Genomic DNA, 20,723 nt, shown 5'->3' with positions numbered 1-20,723 from the left:
CGGCCGGCAGCGGGACCCAGGGGCCCAGGAGGCGTGGTGACGCTTCCTGGGCCCCGCCGTCGTCCGGGCCGCCCGTCGGTCAGCGTCGTACGGGGGCCGCGGGCGGTCCGTTGTGGCAGGGCGTGGAACCACGGTGCAACCGGCGGGAACTCAACCGGGCGGTGGGCCGACTAGCTGGCTGTGGAGTGCAGCAATCAGCAGTCAGGATCCTCGGCGACGCGGCCGGTGAGCGATACGGCCGCCCTCGCACTACGGCTTCGGGGGGTGGTGTGCCGGCACGGCCGTCTGGAGGCGGTGACCGGTGTGGACTTGGACATCGCCGCGGGCGAACGCGTCGCCCTGACGGGGACCAACGGCTCGGGCAAGACCACGCTGCTGCGTGCGGTGCTCGGGCTGCACCGGCAGACGGGCGGCGAGATCCTCGTCGGCGGGCGCGGCCACCGGACCGCCGCCGAGCGGTCCTGGCGGCGGCGGGCCTGCGCCTGGATCCCGCAGCGGCCGGCCGCCGGCCGCTTCCCCCTGCTGGCCGGGGAGTTGCTGGCGAGCAGCGGCGCTCCGGCCCAGGCCGCGCTGGCCGCCGAGCGGCTGGGGGTGGGCGCGCTGTCCGGGCGTCCGCTGAGCAGCCTGTCGGGGGGCCAGTTGCAGCGGATGCATCTGGCGAGGGCGGTGGGCTGTGTGGCGGCCGGAGCGGGGGTGCTGCTCGCCGACGAGCCGACGGCGGCACTGGACTTCGCGGGGCAGGAGGAGGCCGCCGAGGTGCTCACGACGCTGCCGGTGACAGTGGTCGTGGTGACCCACGACCGGGCGATGGCCGCCCGGTGCGACCGGACGCTGGAGATGGCCGCCGGAGCGCTGCGGGAGGTCCGGTGAGTGCGCTCGGGCAGGTCGGGGACCTGTTGCAGCTGGTGCCCGTGCAGCGGGCCGGGGCCGGGCTGCTGCTGTCGGCGCTCGGGCTGCCGATCGTGGGTGTGGTGATCGTGGGGCTGGACATCATGCCGGTGCGCTTCGCGATGATGCATGTCGCCCTGCTGGGCATCGCGGCGGGCCAGTTGCTGGGGCTGGACCCCGTGCTGTGCGCGCTGGTGGCCTGTGCCCTGGCGGGCGCGGGGGTGGCGCCCCTGGCCCGTAACGCCGACGGGCTCTCGGGGGCCATGGGGCTGTTGATGAGCCTGGCCATCGCCGCCGCGCTGCTGCTGCTGGCGCTGTCCGGGGTCAACGCCAACGGGGCCTTCGCGCTGCTGTGGGGGTCCATCCTGGCGGTGCGCCCCGCCGACCTCGCCGTCCTGGGCGCCTTGGCGGTGGCCCTGCCGGCGCTGTTCGTCTGGCGCCGCCGTGATCTGGCCCTGCTGCTGCACGACCGGGAACTCGCCCTGTGTTCCGGGGTGGCGGTGCAGCGGCTCACGGTGTTGCTGCTCGTCCTGGTGGCGGTCGCGGTGGCCGGCGCCCTCCGGCTGACCGGGGCCCTGCTGGTGGACGCGCTGACGCTGCTGCCGGCGCTCGCCGCCCGCCGGCTCGGCCGCTCGCTGGTGTCGATCACGCTGTGGGCCGTCGGCATCGGCCTCGTGGTCAATGTCGCCGGCTTCCTCGTCTCGCTCGCCTGGGACCTGCCGCCCGGCCCGGTCCTCGTCCTCGCTGCCGGGGCGGTCGCCCTGGCAGCTCATCTCGTACCCGAACGGAGAACCCCCTCATGGCGCGTGCCCGCGTCCTCGTCCGTCCCCTCGTCGCACTGAGCGCGGGGCTGTTGCTGGTCTCCGGATGCGGTGGCTCCGGCGCGTCTTCGAAGGACGCGTCGCACGGCACGTCCGGGAAGTCGGGCTCCGGTCCCGTGGTGGTCGCCACCACCTCCTGGGAGGCGGCGCTGGCCAAGGCGGCCGGTGCCGAGAACGTCAGGTCCCTGGTGCCCGCCTCGATCCGGCATGCGCCCGACTACGACCTCAAACCGTCCGACCTGTCCGCGGTGGCCGACGCGGACTACGTCCTGTACGCACCGTTCGAACCGTTCGCCGGGCGGATCAAGGAAGCGGCCGGCTCACGGGCCAAGATGATCGACCTCGAACTGGACAACTCCCCCGCGAAGACCACCGCCAATGTGACCCGGCTGGGCAAGGCGTTCGGTACCGAGCAGGCGGCGGCGAAGTGGAACGCGGACCTCGCCGCCGAGTGGAAGTCGCTGGCCGGCCGGCTGAAGGCCTCCCGGCCCGACGGCAAGGCGCCCGCCGTGGCCTCCCAGGTCTTCACCACCTGGGCGGCCAAGCTGGCGGGCGCGCGGCTGGTGGGGACGTACGGGCCGGAGGCGGTGTCTCCCGCGCAGCTCTCCCGGCTGTCCGCGAAGAAGCCGGCGTTCGTCCTGGAGAACGAGAACATGTCGACGGGCACCGTGCTGCCGGGCTCGGGCGCGAAGCAGCTGAACATCGTCAACTACCCGGGGAAGGACCTCGATCTGCTCGCCGTCTACCGCAAGGCCGCGGAGCAGATGACGAAGGCGTTCGCCGCGTCCTGATCGGCGGGCACCCCGCATCCGGACGCGGTGGGGGTGCCGGGCGGTTCCCGTCCCGGCCGGCCCCCCACCGCTCCCGCGTCACCCGGTCTGTGCCGGGGTGGCCGGGGAGGCCGCGGCGAGTTGGTCCCTGAGCGCGGTGCGGTCGGGTTTGCCGGCCGGGGTGAGCGGCAGCTCGCCGGTCACCACGAGCAGCCGCTCCGGGTGCTTGCGGCGCTCCAGGCCACGGGAGTCGAGATGGGCGCCCAGGCTCTCCAGGGTGATCTCGTGCCCGGACCGCGGCACCACGCAGGCCGCCAGCCGCTCCCCCATCAACGGGTCGGGTACGCCGACGCAGAGCACGTCGCGCACACCGGGATGGGCGGACAGCTCGCCCTCGACCTCGGCGGGGCTGATGTTGGCGCCGCCGCGGATCACCACGTCCTTGAGCCGGCCGACCACGCGCAGGGTGCCCTCGGCGTCCAGCGTTCCCAGGTCGCCGGTGCGCACCCAGCCGTCCGCGGTGCGGTAGCGCATGTTCAGCTCCGGCGCCCCCACGTAGCACAGCGGGGTCATCGGTCCCCGCGCGAGGATCTCCCCGGTCTCGGCCTCGTTCGCCGTGCCGCCGTGCAGCGGGGCGATGCGGATCTCGCAGACCGTGGGATCGGGCCTGCCGACCACGACGCCCGGTCCCCCGGCCGGTGCGGTCTCCTCCGCCAGCCCGGTGTGGCAGTTGACGCCGTCGGCCGATCCGTAGAGGTTGACCACCGGGCAGCCGAACGCCCGGCGTGCCTCCCGCCGGGTGGCCGCGTCCAGCGCGGAGCCGCCCAGGACCAGCGCCGTCAGCCCCTCGGCGGCGACCGGCTCGGGGCCGCAGCGCTCCAGCATCATGCGGACCATCGTGGGAACGCCCAGCACGTGCGTCGGCCGGTGCGCGCGGATCGCCCGCAGCGCCGCCTCGGGCGTGAAGCGGTCGAGCAGGACGAGGGTTCCGCCGTGCCGGGCGAGGGTGACCGCGGTGCCGCTGCTGCCGAACGCCGAGGCGAGCGGGGTGAGGAAGAGGCAGCGCGGGGGGCCGCCCGCCGCGAGCAGGGCACCGAGGAAGTTGCCGCGGCCGCCGGCGAGCGCGTTGTGCGAGTACGCCACCATCTTCGGTTCGGCCTCGGAACCGGAGGACACCAGGATCCGGGCGGCCGTGTCGGGGTCGGGGCGTCGCGGGGTGAAGCCGTTCGCGGTGCCCGGCAGAGCGGTCAGCGAACGGCAGCCGACGGGTACGGCGCCCGCGCCCGCGGCGATTACGGTGTCCAACTCGGGTAGTTCCCCGGCGAGTTCCGCCAGTTCCTTCGCGTGCGCGATGCCCCGGTGTTCGGTGGCGGCGATCACCGCTCGGGCCCCGGCCCGGCCGAGCAGCGATCTCGCCTCCCGTCCGCCGCGTCCGACGGGGAAGGGCAGGGCCACGGCTCCCAGCGCGGCCAGCGCCAGGTCGGCAGCCACCGCCTCCGCGCTGTTGGGCAGTTGGACGCCGACCACGTCACCGGGGCGGATGCCGGCCTCGGTGAGGCCGGTGGCCAGACATCGGGCCCGGTCGTCCAGCTCCGCGTAGGAGGTCGCGCCGCGCGCGTCGATCACGGCGGTGCGGTGCGGGTCGGCTATCCGGTGCGAGCGGAAGAGGGTGTAGAGGTCTATGTCGGGGCAGTGCCCTTCGGCGGCCCAGGCGCGCCGGAGCGGCGCGGGGACCAGGTCGTGGAGCAGGTTCGTCATGCGAATCTCCAGGGCGAGGGGACGACGAGGGACCCGAGGGGGTCGCGGGTGAGGACTCCGGCGAGGCGCGGGTCGTGGGGGAGCGCGCCGAGGTCGGTGGTGACGGCGGTCGCGGCGAGGCCGTCGGCGCGCAGCGCGTCGAGCGCCTGCTGCGAGGTCAGTTGCCGCAGCTCGGCGGACCGGCCGCGCACCGCGGCGGCGGAGTCGTCGCTCGGCGCGATCCAGCCGTCCGCGGTCGCGAAAGGACTCCGGAAGGCCGCGGGGCGGCGCGCCCCGCCGCCGGCCGCCGCCCGGTGCAGCGCCGGTGCGGTGAGCGTCTCGGCGGCCCCCAGCAGCGAGGACTCCACCCGCACACCGCGGCCGGTGCGCGCCCGCAGCAGCAGCCCGCCGAGGACGGCCTCGGCGCCGAGCAGTCCGCCGAGGACATCGATCAGGGTCATCAGGGAGGGCGCGGGGGCCTCGTCGGCGGGGCGGGCCGCCTCGCCGACGCCGGTGCGGGCCTGCACCATGAAGTCGGTGCCCATCGGGACGTCGGCCTGCCATCCCGCCCAGCCGCTGGTGTAGGCGTACACCAGGCCGGTGTTGACCGCCGCGAGGTGGTCGGGGCCCAGGCCGAACTGTTCGGCCTTCCCCGGTGCCCAGTTGTGCAGGAAGACGTCGGCGCCCGCGGCCAGCTCGCGCAACTCCGCCTGCCCCGCACGGGACTTGATGTCGATCTGCACCGCGCGCTTCCCCCTGTTGAGCGCGAGCCAGCGCGCGGAGACGTCGGAGCAGCAGGGCGGCATTCCGCGCAACGGGTCCCCGCCGGGCGGCTCGATCCGTACGACGTCGGCGCCGAGCAGGCCCAGGAGGTGCGCGGCGAGCGGGGCCTGGATGCGGCGGCCCGCTTCCAGGACGGTCAGGCCGGCGAGCGGCAGCGCTGCGTCGGGGGCGGTCCCGGGGGCCGGCCCGTCCCACGTCTCCTCGCGCGGGGTCAGGGTCCACGGGGCACGGGACCCGCGCTCCGCCGCCGTGTCGGTGAGCGGATGCAGCGGGCACACCTCGGCGCCCGCGGCGGACGCGGCCTGCCGGATCCTCGCCCAGGAGACGCCGCGCGTCGTGCGGTGCAGTTCCTCGGGCAGCGGGGCGCAGGCGGTGGCGTAGCGGAACTGGAAGGGCGGCCAGCCCGCGCGGACTGCCTCTTCGGGCGCGCGGAGCTCCCGCCAGAAGCGGGCCCAGGGCGCGGGGTCGAGCGCCTCCAGTTCGAAGCGGGTGCCGCAGGCGGCGGTGAACGGCGGCCCGCCCGGGGACAGTTCCACGGCCTCCGCCTCCGGCGCGTTGGCCGCGGCGAGGTACTGGGAGAGGGTGAGCAGCGCGGCCCGGTCGGCACCGGCCGTGACATGGGGGTTCCGGGTGCCGCCGCGGGCCCGGCCCAGCATCGCGGCGAGCAGCCCCTGCACGGTCAGCACGGAGGCGCAGGTGGCCGCGTAGTCGACGGCGAGGCCGCGCGGGGCACCGTCGCGGCGGCCGTGCACATGCATCATGCCGGTGGCCGCCTGGACGGTGGCCTCGTCGACGGCGTGTGCCCTCGGGAGGACGTCGGCCCACGCGGTGTGCGCGGTGACCCGGCCCGGCCCGTTCCCCGCGGCGGCGAAGCGCGCGGGGCCGCCGGGTGTCCGGGGCGGCTCGGGGGCCGCCGCGCCGAGGGCGCGCAGATGGCCCAGCGCCGGGGCGGTCAGCGCGGGCGGACCCGACGCCTCCAGGTGCACTCCCTCCAGCGGCCGGGTCGTGCGGATGACGACGGGGTGTCCCACGGCACTCCTCTCCGGGCGGACCGCCCTATGGCTCGCACACATCCACGGGAACCAGGCGGCACGGGGCGCCGACCAACTCCACAGTCAGTGAGTCGGACCGTCGGCTCACCGAGTTCCCGGTCGAGGTGGAGGAAGCCGTGAACGCCAAGAACTCCGTGCGGAGCGCGCCGGACGCGGCACCCGGAGCGGACCCGTCCCAGGAGGCCACCGGCCCCGGGCAGCCCGACTGCCCGTCCGCGATCGCCGAACTGCGGGCGCGGGTGCGGGCGTTCGTACGGGAGCGGGTGATGCCCTGCGAGCCGGTCCTCGACGCGGGCGGCGCACCCGCGCGTACGGCCCTGCGCGGGCTCCAGGACGAGGCGAAGCAGGCCGGGTTGTGGGCCCTTCCCCTGCCCGTGGAGTTCGGCGGCCAGGGCATCGGCCTGGCGCAGTACGCCCACCTCGCGGAGGCCGAGGGAGCCAGCGACCACGGCCCCGCCGCCCTCGGGTCGAGCACCCTCCTCGATGTGCTGATGCTCTCCCGGCACGCCGGGGAGCAGGTACAGCAGCGCTGGCTGCCGGGCATCGCGGCCGGCGAGCTGCGCAGCAGCTATGCGATGACCGAGCCCGACACCCCCGGTACCGACCCGGCGCAGACCGCGACCCGGGCCGTCGCGCAGCCCGACGGGAGCTGGACCCTGGAGGGCCGCAAGTGGTTCATCACGGGCGCGGGCGACGCCGACCTGGTCACGGTGCTGGCGCGCACGGGCCCCGCGGAGAGCGGGACGGACGGCCTGTCGCTGTTCGCGGTGCCCGCGTCCGCTGCGGGCTTCACGGTGCTGCGCGAGGTGCCGGTCCTCGGTGCGGGCGGGCAGTGGGAGATCGCCCTGGACGGCGTCACCGTCGGCCCGGACCACCTGGTGGGCGAGCCGGGCCGGGCGCTGCGGATCGCCGGGGAACGGCTCCGGCTCGGCCGGGTGCTGCGGTGCCTGCGCTGGCTCGGGCAGGCCGAGCGCGCCTTCGGCCTGATGTGTGAACGGGCCGGGCAGCGGCGCCAGTCGTCCGGTCCGCTGGCCGACCGGCAGCTCGTCCAGCAGATGGTCTTCGACTCGCTGCTGGCCATCCGCTCCACCCGGCCGCTCGTGTACGAGGCGGTGGCCCGGCTGGCGGCGGGTGACGACGCCCGCCTGGAGTCCGGCCTGGCCAAGGTGGCGGCGGCCCGGATGCTCCAGCAGGTCGCCGACGCCGCGGTCCAGGTGCACGGCGCCGCCGGACTCGGCCCCGACACCGCGCTGCCCGGCCTGTTCCGCACGGGCCGCGCGGCCCGGCTGCTGGACGGCCCGGACGAGCTGCACATCGCGGCGGTGGCCCGGCGGGTGCTCCGCGGCCACGGCGTCACGTCGCGAACGGATCCGTCCGGCCGGTGAGCATCGCCAGCCCCGCCGCCAGGAAGAAGTCTCCCCAGATCAGCTCGTGGCACGGGGCGAGCCCCCGGTCGGCGTCGTAACAGCTCGCCGTGAGGCCGCCGTTGGCCGACAGATGCGCGGTGGACAACCGGTGCAGTATGCGCCGCGCGCGACGGCCCGGCGGTCCGGCCTCCTCCTCCCTGCCCACGGCCCGCAGCAGGGCGGCCAGCTTCAGGAGGGCCACCGCCTCGATGGCGGCCGCCGAGGTGTCCATCGGGCCGTCGGGCCTCCCGTCGTACGCCCGGGGGACGAGCGGCACACCGGCACCGAGCCGCGGCGCGACCAGCCCCTCCGCCGCCTCCCACAGCCCCTGCTGCCCCAGGCAGTGCAGGCCGTCCACCACGCCCAGCAGCAGCCACGGCACCGTACGGCTCCAGCCGGGCGCAGGCTCGGAGCAGGCGTTCCAGGTGCCGTCCGGTGCGGCCCGCCACGCCGGGCGCGGCGGGTGCTCGGACAGACTGAGCGTCAGCTGCCGGGTCAGCTGCGCCGACGCCGCGTCCGCGCCGTCCGGCCCCCGCCCGGCGAGCAGCGGCACCAGACCGGGCACCGCGTCCGCCCGCGCCACCAGCCGAGGCCCGCCGAAGGCGTCGCCCCAGGGCACCAACCCGCGCTCCGCGTCATACGCCGCCAGACAGGCCCGCGCCGCCCGGTCCCTCAGCTGCGCCGCCGCACCGTCGTCCCCCGGACCGGCGGCGAGCGCCGTGCCGTACCAGAAGATCAGCCCCCGGGTGGCGGTGTCCTGACCGACCCAGTGGGCCAGCCGTCCCGTGCACACGGCCGCCGCCTGCCGGTCGCGCTCGGCCCCCGAGTCCAGCGCACGCAACCACAGCAGCCCGGCCCAGAAGCCGCCGGTCCACGACCCTTTCGACGTGGACCGCCAGACGCCGGTGCCGGGATCGGCGTACAGGGGGAACCGCGTCCCGACCTGGGCCTCGGTCTCGCGGGTACGTCGCCAGACGGCCGCCAGCGCGTCTTCGGCCCACCGCGGGCCGTCGGGCTCCTCGGCCACCGGCTCCCTACGCATCGTCCGCTGCCCCATGGCCTCCTCGGTCATCGCCCGCTGCCTCCTCGCGCCCTCAGTCACCGACCGTTGCCCCATCGCCCCCTCAGTCACCGTCCGCCCCCGCACTGCCCGCTCCCCCGTCCCCGGCTCCCGCGCCCGCTCCCGCTCCCGCTCCCGCTCCCGCTCGACCATCCCCGGTTCCCGCTCGACGTGACCGCAACGGCAGGGCGATCACCGCCGCCGTCGCGAACTCGGCCGCGGCCAAGAGCCAGCCCGTTCCGTAGCCGGCGGCGGAGGACAGCGCACCGAACAACGGCGGCCCCACGGCGAACCCCGCGAAGAAGCCCGCCGACACCCGCGCCGAATCCAGTCCCGCTCTGCCCGGCGCGGCCGCTCGCATCACCACCACCATGGAGACCGCGTTCGCCGACACCGCGAACGACCCGACCGCCACCGCGGCCACCCACACCAGCAACGGCATCCGGACCGCGGCGGCGAGCAGCAGCGCCGAGCCCACCGCGCCGGCCGCCAGCACGGCCGGCAGCGCCTCGGCCCGGTCCGGCTTCCCCGCCGCGCGCGACCACCCCACCCGCCCGGCGATGCCCGCCACTCCCAAAACGGCCACCAAGGCCGCGGCGGCGGTGGGCGACAGCCCCAGCCGCTGCGCACCGAACAACGCCAGATAGGTGTTGACCGAGGCGATGCCGCAGCCGAGCAACAGCGAGAAGAGGGCCAGCCGCCGCGTCACACCCCGCGCGGCGGACGCGGCGCGCGGGGCGGGCCCGGAGGCGGCGGCGTCGGGCGGCAGCGCGCGCGAGGCCCACAGCGCGGCCAGCGCCGCCGTCCCCGCGGCCGCCCACACGGCGCCCCGCCAGCCCACGCCGGCCGCCAGCAGCGACAGCGGCAACCCCGCCACAAAGGCCCCGACCTGCACGCCCGACTGCTTCATCCCGGTCACGCCGGGGCGCCGCTCGGCCGGGAGGGCCGCAAGGATCACCTTGTTCGTCGCCGGGTTGGCCAGCGCCTGCGGTACGCCGCCGAGCGCGACCGCCAACAGCAGCACCACCGTCCCCGGAGCGGCCCCGATCAGCGCCAACGAGACCGCGGTGAGCAACAGCAACGCCACCAGACACCGCCGGGGGCCGACCCGGTCCACCAGCCGCCCGGCCAGCGGCGACAAGACCGCCGCCGCCCCGAAGCCCGCCGTCGTGGTGAGCCCCAGCACCGTCGTGGAGATCTTCAACTCCCCCACCAGGCGCGGCCCGAACGCGCCGATCACAAACAACTGCATCATGGAAAACGCCATCGCCGAGGTCAGCAGCACGACCACCGGCCACCCCGCACCCGCCGCCCCCGCAACGCCACGCTCCGCCCCGACGACCCCCGGCTCCCCGCCGCGCTCCACCCGCACAGCACTCCTCCCGACGACACCGTCCCTCGTTCGGGACCCGGTCCAGTCAGTCGTACGGGCACGGCCCCTGGTTCCCACGGCCGCCGAAACACCTACCGGTTCGCCTCAGCCGGGGGACCCCATGTGTCCCGGCTTCCCTCGTCAGGCCGAGAACTCGTACTCGGCCTGGAGGTCGCCCTCGGTGTCCCGGCCCCCGTCGCTCCAGTAGAGGGCCTTGTACTCCGCGCCCTTCGTGAGGTTCGCCTCGATCAGGGTCGAGCCGTACGCGCCGCAGTGGGCGTTGCCGCAGACCCAGTCCCAGGTGACGCGCTTGCCGTTGCTGTCCTGGATCTCGATCCAGTCCCAGCCGTCATACGGGTCCCGGTCCGAAGGCGTCCTCCACGTCACGCTGACGCCCTTGACGTGGGGCTGGGACCACCAGCCCCTGAACTGCGCCGGCGACACCTCACGGATCTGGAAGCCGGTGTCGGCCCTGCCGGGCTCTGTCCCGGAGGCCCCGGGACCCGCGCTCCGGTCCGTCGGGGGCTGCCAGTGCTTCCGCGCCGCTTCGGTCGCCGGCGCCGCCTGCACAGCGGCCGTCGCCGGCTCCCCCGCCCCCTGCGACGCCGCGGAAGCCGTCCCCAGGGCCACCACGGACACACTCGCGAGCACCCCGGCCAGAACCGCGGCCCGCCGCCTGGGCGCGATCGCCCTGGCGATGAAGAAGGAAACCCTTCCCTTGCCTCGCGTGCGGAACAACATGCGTACTCCACCTCGCCGTTGATCGGTGATCGGTGATCGATGCGCCGTCAACGCTAGAGAACGGCGATCAACGTGTCTTTGACGATCGCTCAACGCGAGCCTTCGGAGGCTGCCGGGCTGGTCCGTCCAACTGAATTCTGTCCAACTGGGCTCAGTCCCGCTGGATTCCGTCCCCCTGGGTTCCGTCCGGACAGGCTCGGTCCGTAGTGATGAGCGTCGTGATGCGGGTCGTGATGCGCGCCCGGCTGTACGGGTGAATCTCCCTCAGCCTTGCTTGTGCGGGGGTCACTCGGGTGGGTTACTGGCTGTACCTACCAGGTGGGCCGCCCATCCCTCCGCGGGAGATGCGTGGATCGGGTCGGCTCACGGTGTGTGGGCTCGTATGTGGGCTCGGCTTCCAGAGGCATGGCGTCGCCTGACGGAGGGTTCCATCGGCCGACGCCCTCGCGGCGTGGCCGGTGAGGCGGGCTGGCTCAACCACGTCCGAGGAGGCGTAGTGCGAGCCCTTCATGTTCTGCGAACACTGGTGGCGGCGGGTGTCGTTCCGCTGGCATTGGTCTGCGCCGGCCCCGACGCCCGCGCGGCGTCGCCGGTACTGGTGGCGTGCGGTGAATCGGCGCTGGTCGACGCGATCAACACGGCCAACGCCTCCGGGGGCGGCAGCCTGATCCTCGCTCCGCTGTGTACGTACGCCCTCACCAGCGCCCACAGTCCGGGCGGGGCCGGGCAGGCGGCGGGACTGCCGAACATCACCACCCCGATCTCCATGGCCGGCCTCGGCACGCAGATCACCCGGGCGTCGAGCGCACCGGCTTTCCGGATCTTCGAAGTGGACGGGCCATCACAAGTCCCTTCCGCGAACGGCCAGTTGTCCATCGCGTCGGTGACCATCAGTGGTGGTGACGCCGGCCTCGGCGTGGGCGGGGGCATCGCCAACCTCGGCGGCACGGTGGCCCTCACCGGCACCACGGTCCGCGACAGCAAGGGGTCATACGGCGGCGGTATCTACACCGATGGCGCACTCACGCTCACCGGCAGCAGCGTCACCGCGAACACCGCCGGCGTCAACGGCGGCGGCATCTTCACCAACGCCGGTGCGGTGACCCTGATCGGCAGTGTGGTGGTCGGCAACACCCCGAGCAATTGCGGCGCCCTGCCGCCCGTTGCCCCCGCCTGCTGAACGAGGACGTAGCCGGACGCCGCAGCCGGTACGGCGGGCGCACCGGCTGCTGCGGCGCCGGCCACCGCGACCTCACGGCGGAGCGCACAGCGACCCGTACACCTTGCATGGGCTCGCCCCCGTCGTCGGCCGCGTACCCGTCAGCGACCACCCACGACCACCAGCGGCCCACGACAACCCGAAGCGTTCCGAAGCAACCCCGCGCCGAGGCGAACGGACTGACGACCCACCAGGCGGGACCCCAGAGGATTCGAGGGCCCGAAGGCGCAAGCCCGATGCAACGCGAAGGCAGGAGAAGGAGGGCAACATGGCTCCGGCAGGGACCAGCGCGGGCCCCGGCGAGGGCGCGGCAATGGGGGCGTCGACAGGGGCGGCGACGGGGGCGCTTCCGTCGCCCGGCCAAGCCGACGGCGACGTGCCGGACCGCAGGGAAGTCATAAACACCGGTGAGCCGCTGGGGGTCTACGAGATCCCAGTGGGGCACGCCCCCATCTGGGCGGCGATCACCCCGGACGGCCGGCACGTCTATGTGACCAACTTCGGGGCCAGCAGCATCAGCGTCATCGACACCCGCACCCGGAGCGTGGTCACCACGATCGGCGTCACCAGCGGCCCGTGGGAGGTCGTGATCACCCCGGACGGGCTGCGGGCCTACGCGGCCTGCTTCGGGACCGACAGCGTTGCCGTCATCGACACCGCCACGCACACCGTCACCGGCACCATCCCGGGCCTGAACAAGCCCCTCGGGCTGACCGTGACACCCGACGGCTCCCGGCTCTACGTCGCCAGTCTGGGCGGGGACCGGGTGGATGTGATCAGCACGGCCACCGACACCCTCATCGCCTCGGTACCGCTGAGCAGCGGACCGCGCGGTGTGGCCGTCACTCCCGACGGGACACAGGTCTACGTCACCGAAGAGGGAGCGAACGCGGTCACGGTCATCGACACCGCCACCGACACCGTCCTCGCGACCCTCACCGGTTTCCTCTTCCCCCGGGGAGTGGCGGTCTCGCCCGACGGGCAGCGCGCCTATGTGTCGGAGTACGGCGGCAACAGACTGGGCGTCATCGACACGACCACACACTCCGTGGCGTCCGCACTCCCCGGTCTGCCCATCCCCTTGGGTGTGGCGGTCAGCCGTGACGGGCTGCTCGCGTACGTCACCTGCGACGGCGACGACAGCGTCGCCGTCATCGACCTCGTCCGAAGCGAGATCATCGATACGGTGCCTGGCTTCCACGCGCCGGCCTGGCTGGTGATCACGCCGGACGACCTCGACGTCTACGTGGTCAACAACGGCAACGAGACGGTGGGTGTGCTGCGTGCGCCGAGCGGCGGGTACCCGAACGTGGGGCCCAAGTCGGGCGGTACACCGGTGACCATCATCGGGGAGGGGCTGGGCAACACCACCGCCGTCCGCTTCGGGTGCCGCCCGGCGGCCTCGTTCACCGTTGTCAACGACCGTGAGATCCGGGCTGTTTCGCCGCTCCTGGTCAGCGATGTCAGCATCGACGTCACCCTCGGGCAGCGCACCACGCGGACCGTCGGCCGGTTCTACTACCTCCCGGACTCGGTGCTGACCCTGATCGGCCCGGAGTCGGGTCCATTGGGCGGCGGCGGCACGCTGACCGTGACCGGCCGGGGTCTGATCACCACCACCTCGGTGCGCTTCGGCAGTGTGGCCGTCACCCCGTCGTCCGTCCTGGACGACCAGGTCACCGTGACGGTGCCGCCCGCGCAGACGGCCGGCCCCGTGCCGGTCACCATGGTCACGCGGAGCAACTCGTACGGGCGGGCCACCTATACCTACGTGGGGCCGCCGCACCTCACCTCCGTGGCCCCTTCCGCCGGCTCGGTGTCGGGCGACGATCCGGTCCTGATCGAAGGCGCCGACCTCTCCTTCACCCAGTCGGTGACGTTCGGCGGGGCCACGGCCGCCTTCGGGATCATCTCCCCGACCCGGATCGCCGTCGTCACCCCTCCCGCGGCCGCCCCGGGGCCGGCGGATGTCGTCGTCACGACGACGGGCGGCACCGCCACCGCGCCAGGGGCCTTCGTCTACACCTGATCTCCGGGCGTACCCGCGCGAGAAGCCCCGCATCGCTGCCGTCATCGCTGCCGTCATCGCTGTCGTCCCCCCTCACCTCACCCTCCATCTTCGGCTTTCCCTGGACCGTTGACCTCCCCCACACGAGCCATAGTCGACTTCTCGCGGGCTACGCCGGGCTGCTCCCTCCGACCGCTCGCCAGGGCCAGTTGAGGCCGGTTGGGGCGCCCCATTTCCCGCAGACGGGCAATTTCCGAGCCAACCGGCACTCTCCCTTGACCGACGTTCTTTCCCGACCGGCGCACTTCCGCGCGCCTCAGCGCCCAGCGCAACGCCAGGACGTGGCTGTGCCCCGCCCGTTGACGCTCCGCCGTATCGCACCCGCAGGGCGCGCAACGGCGGCCGGGGTTGAACGGCGATCCGTTAACCGATTTACCTACAGGCCTCTCGATGCCTCCGTTCCACCTATCGCCTCCTTCACCCCTTGGCTTTAATCGAATCAAGCGAGATTGACGGCGCCCCGTGATGCTGCGCCGCGTCGCTTCACAAGGACGACCCGCCCAGGCGCCCTGAGGCAACGGTCTCCGCCTTCCCCTTTCCGCCCCACGGGGGACACCCCCTGCGGTGCGGGCGGCTTCAGTCAGCCGCCCGCTCCTGCGCACCCCAACAGCGCGGCACGTTCGAAGGAGAAAAGAACATGGCAACCATCACGTCGTTGGTGGACACAACGACCACCACCAATCAGGGCAAGCCCGGCGACACCGTCCAGATCAACGGATCCGCTCTGTCCACCACCACGAGGGTGAACTTCGGTTCCGCGACGGTCACCCCGACCAGCGTCACCGCCACCCAGGTCACCTTCGTGGTGCCCAGCACGGCTCCGTGCTCCGGCCAGGTCTCGGTCAGCGTCACCAGCAGCGCCGGCGCCACCAGCAACGCGCTGCCGTTCTTCATCATCGCCTCGCCGACCACCACGGGGCTGAGCGTCACCTGCGTATCGGCCGCCACGGGTGGCTCGGTGACGCTGTTCGGCACCAACTTCCTCTCCGGAACGCAGGTCGGGGTGGGCAGCGTCGGCAACGTGGCGGTCACCCCGACCCAGTCGAGCCAGGTCACCTTCACCGCACCGGCCAACCCGGGTCAGGTCGGCACGGTGTCGACCCAGGCGGTGACCATCACCACCGCCGGCGGGACCAGCCCCTCGGGCACCACGCTGATCGACTACTACCTCGCGCCGGCCGTCACCTCGGTGCTGCCCACCTCGGGCACGGCAGGGGACCAGATCACCGTCAACGGAACCGGCTTCGTCGGCGTCGACACCGTCACCTTCACCGACAGCGCCGCCGCCACCGCCACCGCGGTCTTCACACCCGTGAGCGACACCCAGCTCGTCGCCACCGTGCCCGGCGGCCTCGCCACCGGCGCCGGGACCATCACGGTCCACACCTGCGGCGGCAACTCCAACGCCCAGGCCTTCACCATCACCTGACCGTCGCAGACGGCCGGGGGCCAACCGGCACGACCCACGTCGCCGTCCGCCCGCAGCGCTTGGCGCGCTCGGCCGGTGACACCCCGCGCCCTGGCCGGCAGCCGTCGGCCAGGGCGCGACTGCCCAGGCGGTACGAGAAGGAGAAGAGCAGCATGGCCCCCGTAGTGACCAGTATCAGTCCGGCCCAAGGCGTTCCGGCGGGTGGTACCCATGTCACCCTCACCGGCTCCGGCTTCACCGGCGCCACCATGGTCAGGTTCGGCCCCAACGGCACCACCTTCGTCATCGTGAGCGATACCCAGATCACGGCCAAGACGCCCGCAGGAAGCGGCACGGTCCAGGTCACGGTCACGGCACCGACGGGCACCAGCACCCAGAACGTGTTCTTCACCTACGCCCCGGCTCCCGTACTCACCACGCTCACCCCCACCTCGGGCCCCGCCTCGGGCGGCAACGTGGTCACCCTCACCGGCGCCAACCTCGCCGGCGCCACCTCGGTGAAATTCGGGAGCAGTTCGGGGGTCGTCCTCACCAACACCGCGACCCAGATCACCGTCATCGCACCCGCCGGCCCGCCCTCCTCGGTCAACGTCACCGTCACGACGGCAGGCGGCACCAGCAACGCCCTCCCCTACACCTACGTCGCCACCCCCGCCCCCACCCTCACCACACTCAACCCCACCTCAGGCCCCACCACCGGCGGCAACACCGTCACCCTCACCGGCACCAACCTCACCGGCGCCACCGCCGTCCTCTTCGGAGCCACCCCCGCCACCATCCTCACCAACACCGCCACCCAGATCACCGCCACCGCCCCACCAGGCACCGGCAATGTCAACGTCACCGTCACAACGGCAGGCGGCACCAGCAACGCACTTCCCTATTCCTATGCCGCCGCCCCCGTCCCCACCCTCAGCAGCCTCAGCCCCGCTTCGGGTCCCACCTCGGGCGGCAATGTGGTCACCCTCAACGGCGGCAACCTCACGGGCGCGACCTCGGTGAAGTTCGGGAGCAACGCGGCTACCGTGCTCACCAATACCGCCGGCCAGATCACGGTCATCGCGCCCGCGGGGCCGCCGTCCTCGGTCAATGTCACGGTCACGACGGCGGGCGGCACCAGCAACCCCCTGCCGTACTTCTATCTCGCCGCGCCCACCCTCAGTGATCTGTCCCCGCACCTGGGGCCGGCCACCGGAGGCAACACCGTCACGGTCTTCGGCGCCAACCTCACGCTCACCAGCGCCGTGAACTTCGGGGCGAATCCGGCGACAGCCATCACCGTGGTCTCCGACAACCAGCTGACCGTGACCGCTCCGGCCGGGTCCGGCACGGCCGTCGTCACCGTGACCACGCCGGGCGGGACCAGCACGGCGGCCACCGGGAACCCCTACTACACCTATCTCGGGGCGCCCGTCCTGACCAGCCTTGTACCCTCCCACGGCGTTGACCTCGGGGGCGACGCGATTGTGCTGAGCGGCAGCAACCTCACCTACACCGACTCGGTGACCTTCGGCGGGGTCCCGGCCTCGTTCGCGGCGATCTCCGACGCCCAGGTCGTCGCGACCTCCCCGGGCGGCGCACCCGGAACGGTGAACGTCGTGGCCCACACCCCGGCCGGGAACAGCAACGCGCTGCCCTTCGTCTACGACCCGTCCTAGCGCGTCCCCCGTATGGTCCCGGACCGACGGGGGGACGGCCGCTCGACCGCTCGCTCAGGGAGGGGGATGACGCTGACCGGACGGGGTCCGTCCGGTCAGCCGGGGCGCTCGTCAGCGAGGCATGTTCAGTTCTTCTTGCACTTCTTGGTGTCCTTGCTGACGTCCATGATCTCGTTGATGTGCGCGAACTTGTACTTGCCCTGGGCGTCGCCCTGGAAGGTGACGCACTTGTAGAACGGCGTCGAGCCGCCGTTGTAGAACTCGAAGGCGGCGGTGGTGCGCGTGCCGCCCAGGCAGTGGTTGTTGTAGTAGACCGTGGTGCTCTCCCAGCCGGTCTTCCACGAGAAGTTGACCCGCGCGTTCGTGTCGTTGCACTTGATGCTGTCCTTCCCCGACTTCGGCGGGGCCTTTGCCGCCGGTGCGGCCGAGAGGGACGGCTGGGAGGTGCCGGAGACGGCGGGAGCGGTGGGCGTCGCGGATGCCGGTGCGGACGCCAGGCCGAGGCTGAGGCCGACGGCGGCCAGGGCGGCCCCGGCCGAGGTGAGAGCGCGCATCGATTCCCCCAAGAGATCACGGATCACTGCACGGTGATCGTTGTAGATGGTCGCGATCACTAAAGCTTCCGGTGCGGTGGGCGTCAACTCCGTTGTGGGATACGGCTGTCCGGTCCCCCGGGACCCGTCGCGTCCGCGCGGCCCGTCGTCTTGGCCGTGCCGCTACGCGTGCAGATCCCGCCTCGCAAACCTGGGTTGCGACGTCGCGGCAGTCCGTAACTGAAGGTAAGTGATCAGTTTCACTCGGTGCGGATGCCCGCTGCGGCATGTACCGGTCTCCTGACTGTCATGATCCCTACCGGTGCGGAAGAAAGCCGTCTCCGCATGGGCCGAAACGGCAGGGAGAACAGGGGTGTTGGCGTGAGATCAGCTTGGTTGCGGTGGGGTACGCGCAGGGGGGCGAGCGCCGGCGGGGGCGCCTTATCGGGGAGGGTCGGCGTAGCCGGTCGCCCGGGGGCGGGGCGGCGGTTCGCGGTGATCGGCGCGGTTGCCGTGCTCCTGGGGCAGCTCCTCGGCGCGGGTCCCGCCGTGGCGCGGGGCGGCGTCCTGCCGGGGGCGGCGTTCCCCCTCGTCCTGGACGTGGACATGACGCCGAATCCGGTGTGCAGCGGGCCCGTACGCGGCCGGGTGGAGATCTACGACCCCGCCGCGGCGAAGTCCGGTGCCACCGTGGAGTGGCGGGTGCGTGCCGGTGAGGAGCAACTGGCCGGCGGGAGGCTCGACATGGGCGCCACGGTCGGCACGGCGGAGTTCAGCATTCCGTACGACCGGGTGCCCGCGGCCGAGACCGCCCTGCAGATCGATGCTCGCATCGCCGCCTCGTCCGGCGGCGGTCACGCGTCCGGCCGCTACGGCAAGGTCTGGCGGGACACGATCCGCCGGGGGTGCGACCCGGTGCGGGTGGCGTCCGTCGGCGACTCCGTGGTCTGGGGGCAAGGGCTGGACCACGACCAGAAGTTCCCCTATCTGACGGGGCAGTCGCTCGGCCGGGAGACCGGCCGGGGCCGGCAGGTCATGGATTACGCGATCTCCGGCGCGGTGCTCGACGCGCCCGATCTGCCCGCGGGCAACAACGACGCGGACTGTCTCCGTACGACGGAGAAGCAGGACCCGGACGGCGACGGGGAGATGGAGTTCGGTGAGGTCACCCAGCAGACTCCCGATGTGTTCTGCCAATTGGAGAAGGCGGGGGCGCAGGCCCGGGCGGGCGGCTACGGCCTCGATCTGGTCGTGATCAACGGGTGCATCAATGATCTCGATCCCTTCTTCGGCATCGGCGCCGGTATCACCCCGGGCTCGGAGGACCTGCCCAAGGCGGTGCGGCGCGAGTGCTCCGGCGTCGGCGCGGCGGCGGAGAACCCCGCGAAGGACGTGCCGTACTTCAGCGGCGCGAAGGTCGGATACGGCGGGCGCGGGATGCGGGCGGCGATCGAGAAGGCGCACTCCCTGCCGGGGCACCCGAAGGTGCTCGTGGCCGACTTCTACTACGCGCTGAGCCGCAGCAGTTCTCCGGTCCCGGTGAAGACCTGCTCGGTCCCGGGCGTCACCGGGGCGCGGCTGGCCTCCTGCCGGGGCGCCCTCGGGGGCGTGGCCGGGCGCTACGAGCAGTACACCCAACTGGCCAACGCCGCCTACCACCAGGCGGCGGATGCCGCCAACGAGGCGTCCACCGACGGTGCGTACGCCGTTGCCGCCGACGGGCTGTTCACCGTGGACAACGCCCTGCTCACCCGGGACTCCAAGGTCTGGAACACGCCGGTGACCGACCCGGCGTTCCCGCTGCGCACGCGCGCCTGCCCCGAGCTGAGCGCGACTCCTGCGCAGTGCCTGACGGCGGCGGTCGCGCACCCCGACATCGCGGGCGCCCGGCAGTACGCCGACGCCTTTCTCCTCAACCCGAGTGTGCGCGCATGGTTCGGCCTTCCCCGGCAGGGGCCCCGGGCCCGGTTGCACGTTCCCGGGAGCGCGCGCGTCGGCGGTGAGGTGCCCCTGTCGGTGACGGTGGGCGGAAAGCCGCCGGCCGGGTACCGCTACCACTGGTACTTCGGTGACGGTACGCAGCAGGAGACCAGCGAGCCGGCCGTCACCCATGTGTACGACCGTGGAGGGCCGTGGCTGCCACGGGTCGTGATGAGCGGGCCGGACGGAGGGCAGGTCCTGGTCGAGGCCGGCCGGGCCCTCGTCGCCGGCTGAAGCCGACTGAAGTCGACCGGAGGCGACTGGAGTCGACTGGAGTCGACTGGAGTCGTTGACCGGCGGGCGGCCCGCGAAGGCGGGCCGCCCGCCGGTCCGCTTCACCCCTGACCCGGAATGCGGGCCGGGGCCTCAGCTGTCGCCGAGGGTGCGGGCGAGGAGGGGGAGCAGACGGTCCCAGTGGCGCTGCAGGGCTTCGGGGTGGAAGGCGTCGGTGTCGGCCATGGTGAAGCCGTGGAGGGTGCCGGGGTAGATCTCGGAGGTGTGGGCCACGCCCGCGGCGTCCAGGGCCCGGTTGAGCTCGCCGAGGGCCTCCGGCGTCATGTCGCTCTCGGCGTGCCCGAGGTGGACCTGGGCGGTGAGCGTGGCGAGGAGGCTGCGCCGACTGTCGGGTCCGCCGGCGACCACGGGGCCGTGGAATCCGGCGACGGCGGCCACCCGGCCGGGGTGGGCGGCGGCGGTGCGCATCGCCAGGAGGCCGCCGATGCAGTAGCCGGTCACCGCGACCGGCCCGGCGGCGACCTCGGGCCGGGTGGTGAGGAACCTGAGGTAGGCGTCGGCGTCACTGACGATGCGTTCGGTGGTGTGCGCCTCGATCAAGGGCATCAGCTGCGCGACGAGTGCGGTCCGGGCCTCTTCTCCGATGTGCTCGGGAAGTTCGACCAGCGGTGCCGGGCCGTGCCGGTGGAAGATGTGGGGGACGAGCACGTAGTAACCGTGATCGGCCAGTTCGCGGGCCATCTCCCGCAGCACGGGCCGGATGCCGAAGGCGTCCGGGTACATCAGCACCGCGGGGTGCCGCTCGCCGTCGTCGGGGTGGGCGGCGAACGCGTCGGCCCGGCCGTCCGGGGTGGGGATCTGCAGCGTCGTGATGGGCACGTTCTTCCTTCCATGAGGTTCACCCCAACAACGTTGGTTTCACTAACGTTTCGGAGTGCGGGTGAACGTACATCGTTAGTCGGACTAACGCAA

The 20,723-nt window shown here is 73.2% G+C and carries 16 protein-coding genes; 9 read left to right on the top strand and 7 right to left on the bottom strand.

Annotation, left to right across the window (positions count from 1 at the left end; genetic code table 11):
* Nucleotides 1-294: 294 nt before the first annotated feature.
* From K7396_RS33320 to K7396_RS33310, 3 genes are read left to right on the top strand one after another with little or no spacing between them, the layout of a single operon-like run.
* Nucleotides 295-870: an ABC transporter ATP-binding protein gene (locus K7396_RS33320; RefSeq protein WP_233476789.1), complete on the top strand. Its 576-nt coding sequence runs from the start codon at nucleotides 295-297 to the stop codon at nucleotides 868-870.
* Nucleotides 867-1,730, top strand: a complete 864-nt coding sequence (locus tag K7396_RS33315) for a metal ABC transporter permease (protein ID WP_086719692.1) — start codon at nucleotides 867-869, stop codon at nucleotides 1,728-1,730. Before K7396_RS33320 ends, K7396_RS33315 begins: the two co-directional genes overlap by 4 nt.
* Nucleotides 1,688-2,500, top strand: a complete 813-nt coding sequence (locus tag K7396_RS33310) for a TroA family protein (RefSeq protein ID WP_086719691.1) — start codon at nucleotides 1,688-1,690, stop codon at nucleotides 2,498-2,500. Before K7396_RS33315 ends, K7396_RS33310 begins: the two co-directional genes overlap by 43 nt.
* Before the next feature lie 78 nt (nucleotides 2,501-2,578).
* On the opposite strand, the gene K7396_RS33305 is transcribed toward K7396_RS33310, so the two are convergent.
* Both K7396_RS33305 and K7396_RS33300 read right to left on the bottom strand, forming a co-directional pair.
* Nucleotides 2,579-4,237, bottom strand: a complete 1,659-nt coding sequence (locus K7396_RS33305) for a class I adenylate-forming enzyme family protein (RefSeq protein ID WP_086719690.1) — start codon at nucleotides 4,235-4,237, stop codon at nucleotides 2,579-2,581.
* Complete coding sequence (locus K7396_RS33300) at nucleotides 4,234-6,030, bottom strand: CoA transferase (protein WP_223660289.1); 1,797 nt, start codon at nucleotides 6,028-6,030, stop codon at nucleotides 4,234-4,236. Before K7396_RS33300 ends, K7396_RS33305 begins: the two co-directional genes overlap by 4 nt.
* Before the next feature lie 239 nt (nucleotides 6,031-6,269).
* On the opposite strand from K7396_RS33300, the gene K7396_RS33295 reads away from it, so the two are divergent.
* On the top strand, nucleotides 6,270-7,436 hold the full coding sequence (locus K7396_RS33295) for an acyl-CoA dehydrogenase family protein (protein WP_223660446.1): 1,167 nt from the start codon (nucleotides 6,270-6,272) through the stop codon (nucleotides 7,434-7,436).
* Here K7396_RS33295 and K7396_RS33290 read toward each other — a convergent pair.
* The 3 genes from K7396_RS33290 to K7396_RS33280 all read right to left on the bottom strand — a co-directional run bounded on the left by K7396_RS33290 (nucleotide 7,405) and on the right by K7396_RS33280 (nucleotide 10,630).
* Nucleotides 7,405-8,529 (bottom strand): sugar ABC transporter permease, encoded by a 1,125-nt coding sequence (locus tag K7396_RS33290; protein ID WP_223660288.1) that lies wholly within the window; start codon nucleotides 8,527-8,529, stop codon nucleotides 7,405-7,407. The genes K7396_RS33295 and K7396_RS33290 overlap by 32 nt on opposite strands.
* A 52-nt stretch (nucleotides 8,530-8,581) precedes the next feature.
* On the bottom strand, nucleotides 8,582-9,889 hold the full coding sequence (locus K7396_RS33285) for an MFS transporter (RefSeq protein ID WP_308686897.1): 1,308 nt from the start codon (nucleotides 9,887-9,889) through the stop codon (nucleotides 8,582-8,584).
* A 141-nt stretch (nucleotides 9,890-10,030) separates the two neighbouring features.
* Nucleotides 10,031-10,630: a hypothetical protein gene (locus K7396_RS33280; RefSeq protein ID WP_223660287.1), complete on the bottom strand. Its 600-nt coding sequence runs from the start codon at nucleotides 10,628-10,630 to the stop codon at nucleotides 10,031-10,033.
* Between the two features lie 496 nt (nucleotides 10,631-11,126).
* Here K7396_RS33280 and K7396_RS33275 point away from each other — a divergent pair, with 496 nt between their 5' ends.
* The 4 genes from K7396_RS33275 to K7396_RS33260 all read left to right on the top strand — a co-directional run bounded on the left by K7396_RS33275 (nucleotide 11,127) and on the right by K7396_RS33260 (nucleotide 17,004).
* Nucleotides 11,127-11,810: a hypothetical protein gene (locus K7396_RS33275; protein ID WP_223660286.1), complete on the top strand. Its 684-nt coding sequence runs from the start codon at nucleotides 11,127-11,129 to the stop codon at nucleotides 11,808-11,810.
* 307 nt (nucleotides 11,811-12,117) lie between these two features.
* On the top strand, nucleotides 12,118-13,878 hold the full coding sequence (locus K7396_RS33270) for an IPT/TIG domain-containing protein (RefSeq protein ID WP_086721362.1): 1,761 nt from the start codon (nucleotides 12,118-12,120) through the stop codon (nucleotides 13,876-13,878).
* A gap of 676 nt (nucleotides 13,879-14,554) precedes the next feature.
* On the top strand, nucleotides 14,555-15,346 hold the full coding sequence (locus tag K7396_RS33265) for an IPT/TIG domain-containing protein (RefSeq protein ID WP_086721363.1): 792 nt from the start codon (nucleotides 14,555-14,557) through the stop codon (nucleotides 15,344-15,346).
* Between the two features lie 152 nt (nucleotides 15,347-15,498).
* The gene (locus K7396_RS33260) at nucleotides 15,499-17,004 is read left to right on the top strand and encodes an IPT/TIG domain-containing protein (RefSeq protein WP_152104478.1); all 1,506 of its coding nucleotides are present in this window, start codon (nucleotides 15,499-15,501) and stop codon (nucleotides 17,002-17,004) included.
* A 125-nt stretch (nucleotides 17,005-17,129) separates the two neighbouring features.
* Here the strand turns inward: K7396_RS33260 and K7396_RS33255 are convergent, their stop codons facing one another.
* The gene (locus K7396_RS33255; protein WP_086719212.1) at nucleotides 17,130-17,558 is read right to left on the bottom strand and encodes a hypothetical protein; all 429 of its coding nucleotides are present in this window, start codon (nucleotides 17,556-17,558) and stop codon (nucleotides 17,130-17,132) included.
* Nucleotides 17,559-18,032: 474 nt separating this feature from the next.
* Here K7396_RS33255 and K7396_RS33250 point away from each other — a divergent pair, with 474 nt between their 5' ends.
* Nucleotides 18,033-19,751, top strand: coding sequence for a PKD domain-containing protein (locus tag K7396_RS33250; RefSeq protein WP_223660285.1), 1,719 nt, complete (start codon nucleotides 18,033-18,035; stop codon nucleotides 19,749-19,751).
* Between the two features lie 132 nt (nucleotides 19,752-19,883).
* On the opposite strand, the gene K7396_RS33245 is transcribed toward K7396_RS33250, so the two are convergent.
* Nucleotides 19,884-20,630, bottom strand: coding sequence for a dienelactone hydrolase family protein (locus K7396_RS33245; RefSeq protein WP_152104479.1), 747 nt, complete (start codon nucleotides 20,628-20,630; stop codon nucleotides 19,884-19,886).
* Between the last annotated feature and the right edge of the window lie 93 nt (nucleotides 20,631-20,723).

Origin of the sequence: Streptomyces angustmyceticus, from assembly GCF_019933235.1 — a bacterium.
Classification (GTDB): Bacteria; Actinomycetota; Actinomycetes; order Streptomycetales; family Streptomycetaceae; genus Streptomyces; species Streptomyces angustmyceticus.
The sequence above is the reverse complement of the archived record's forward strand: the minus strand, read 5'-3'. Positions and strand labels throughout refer to the sequence as shown.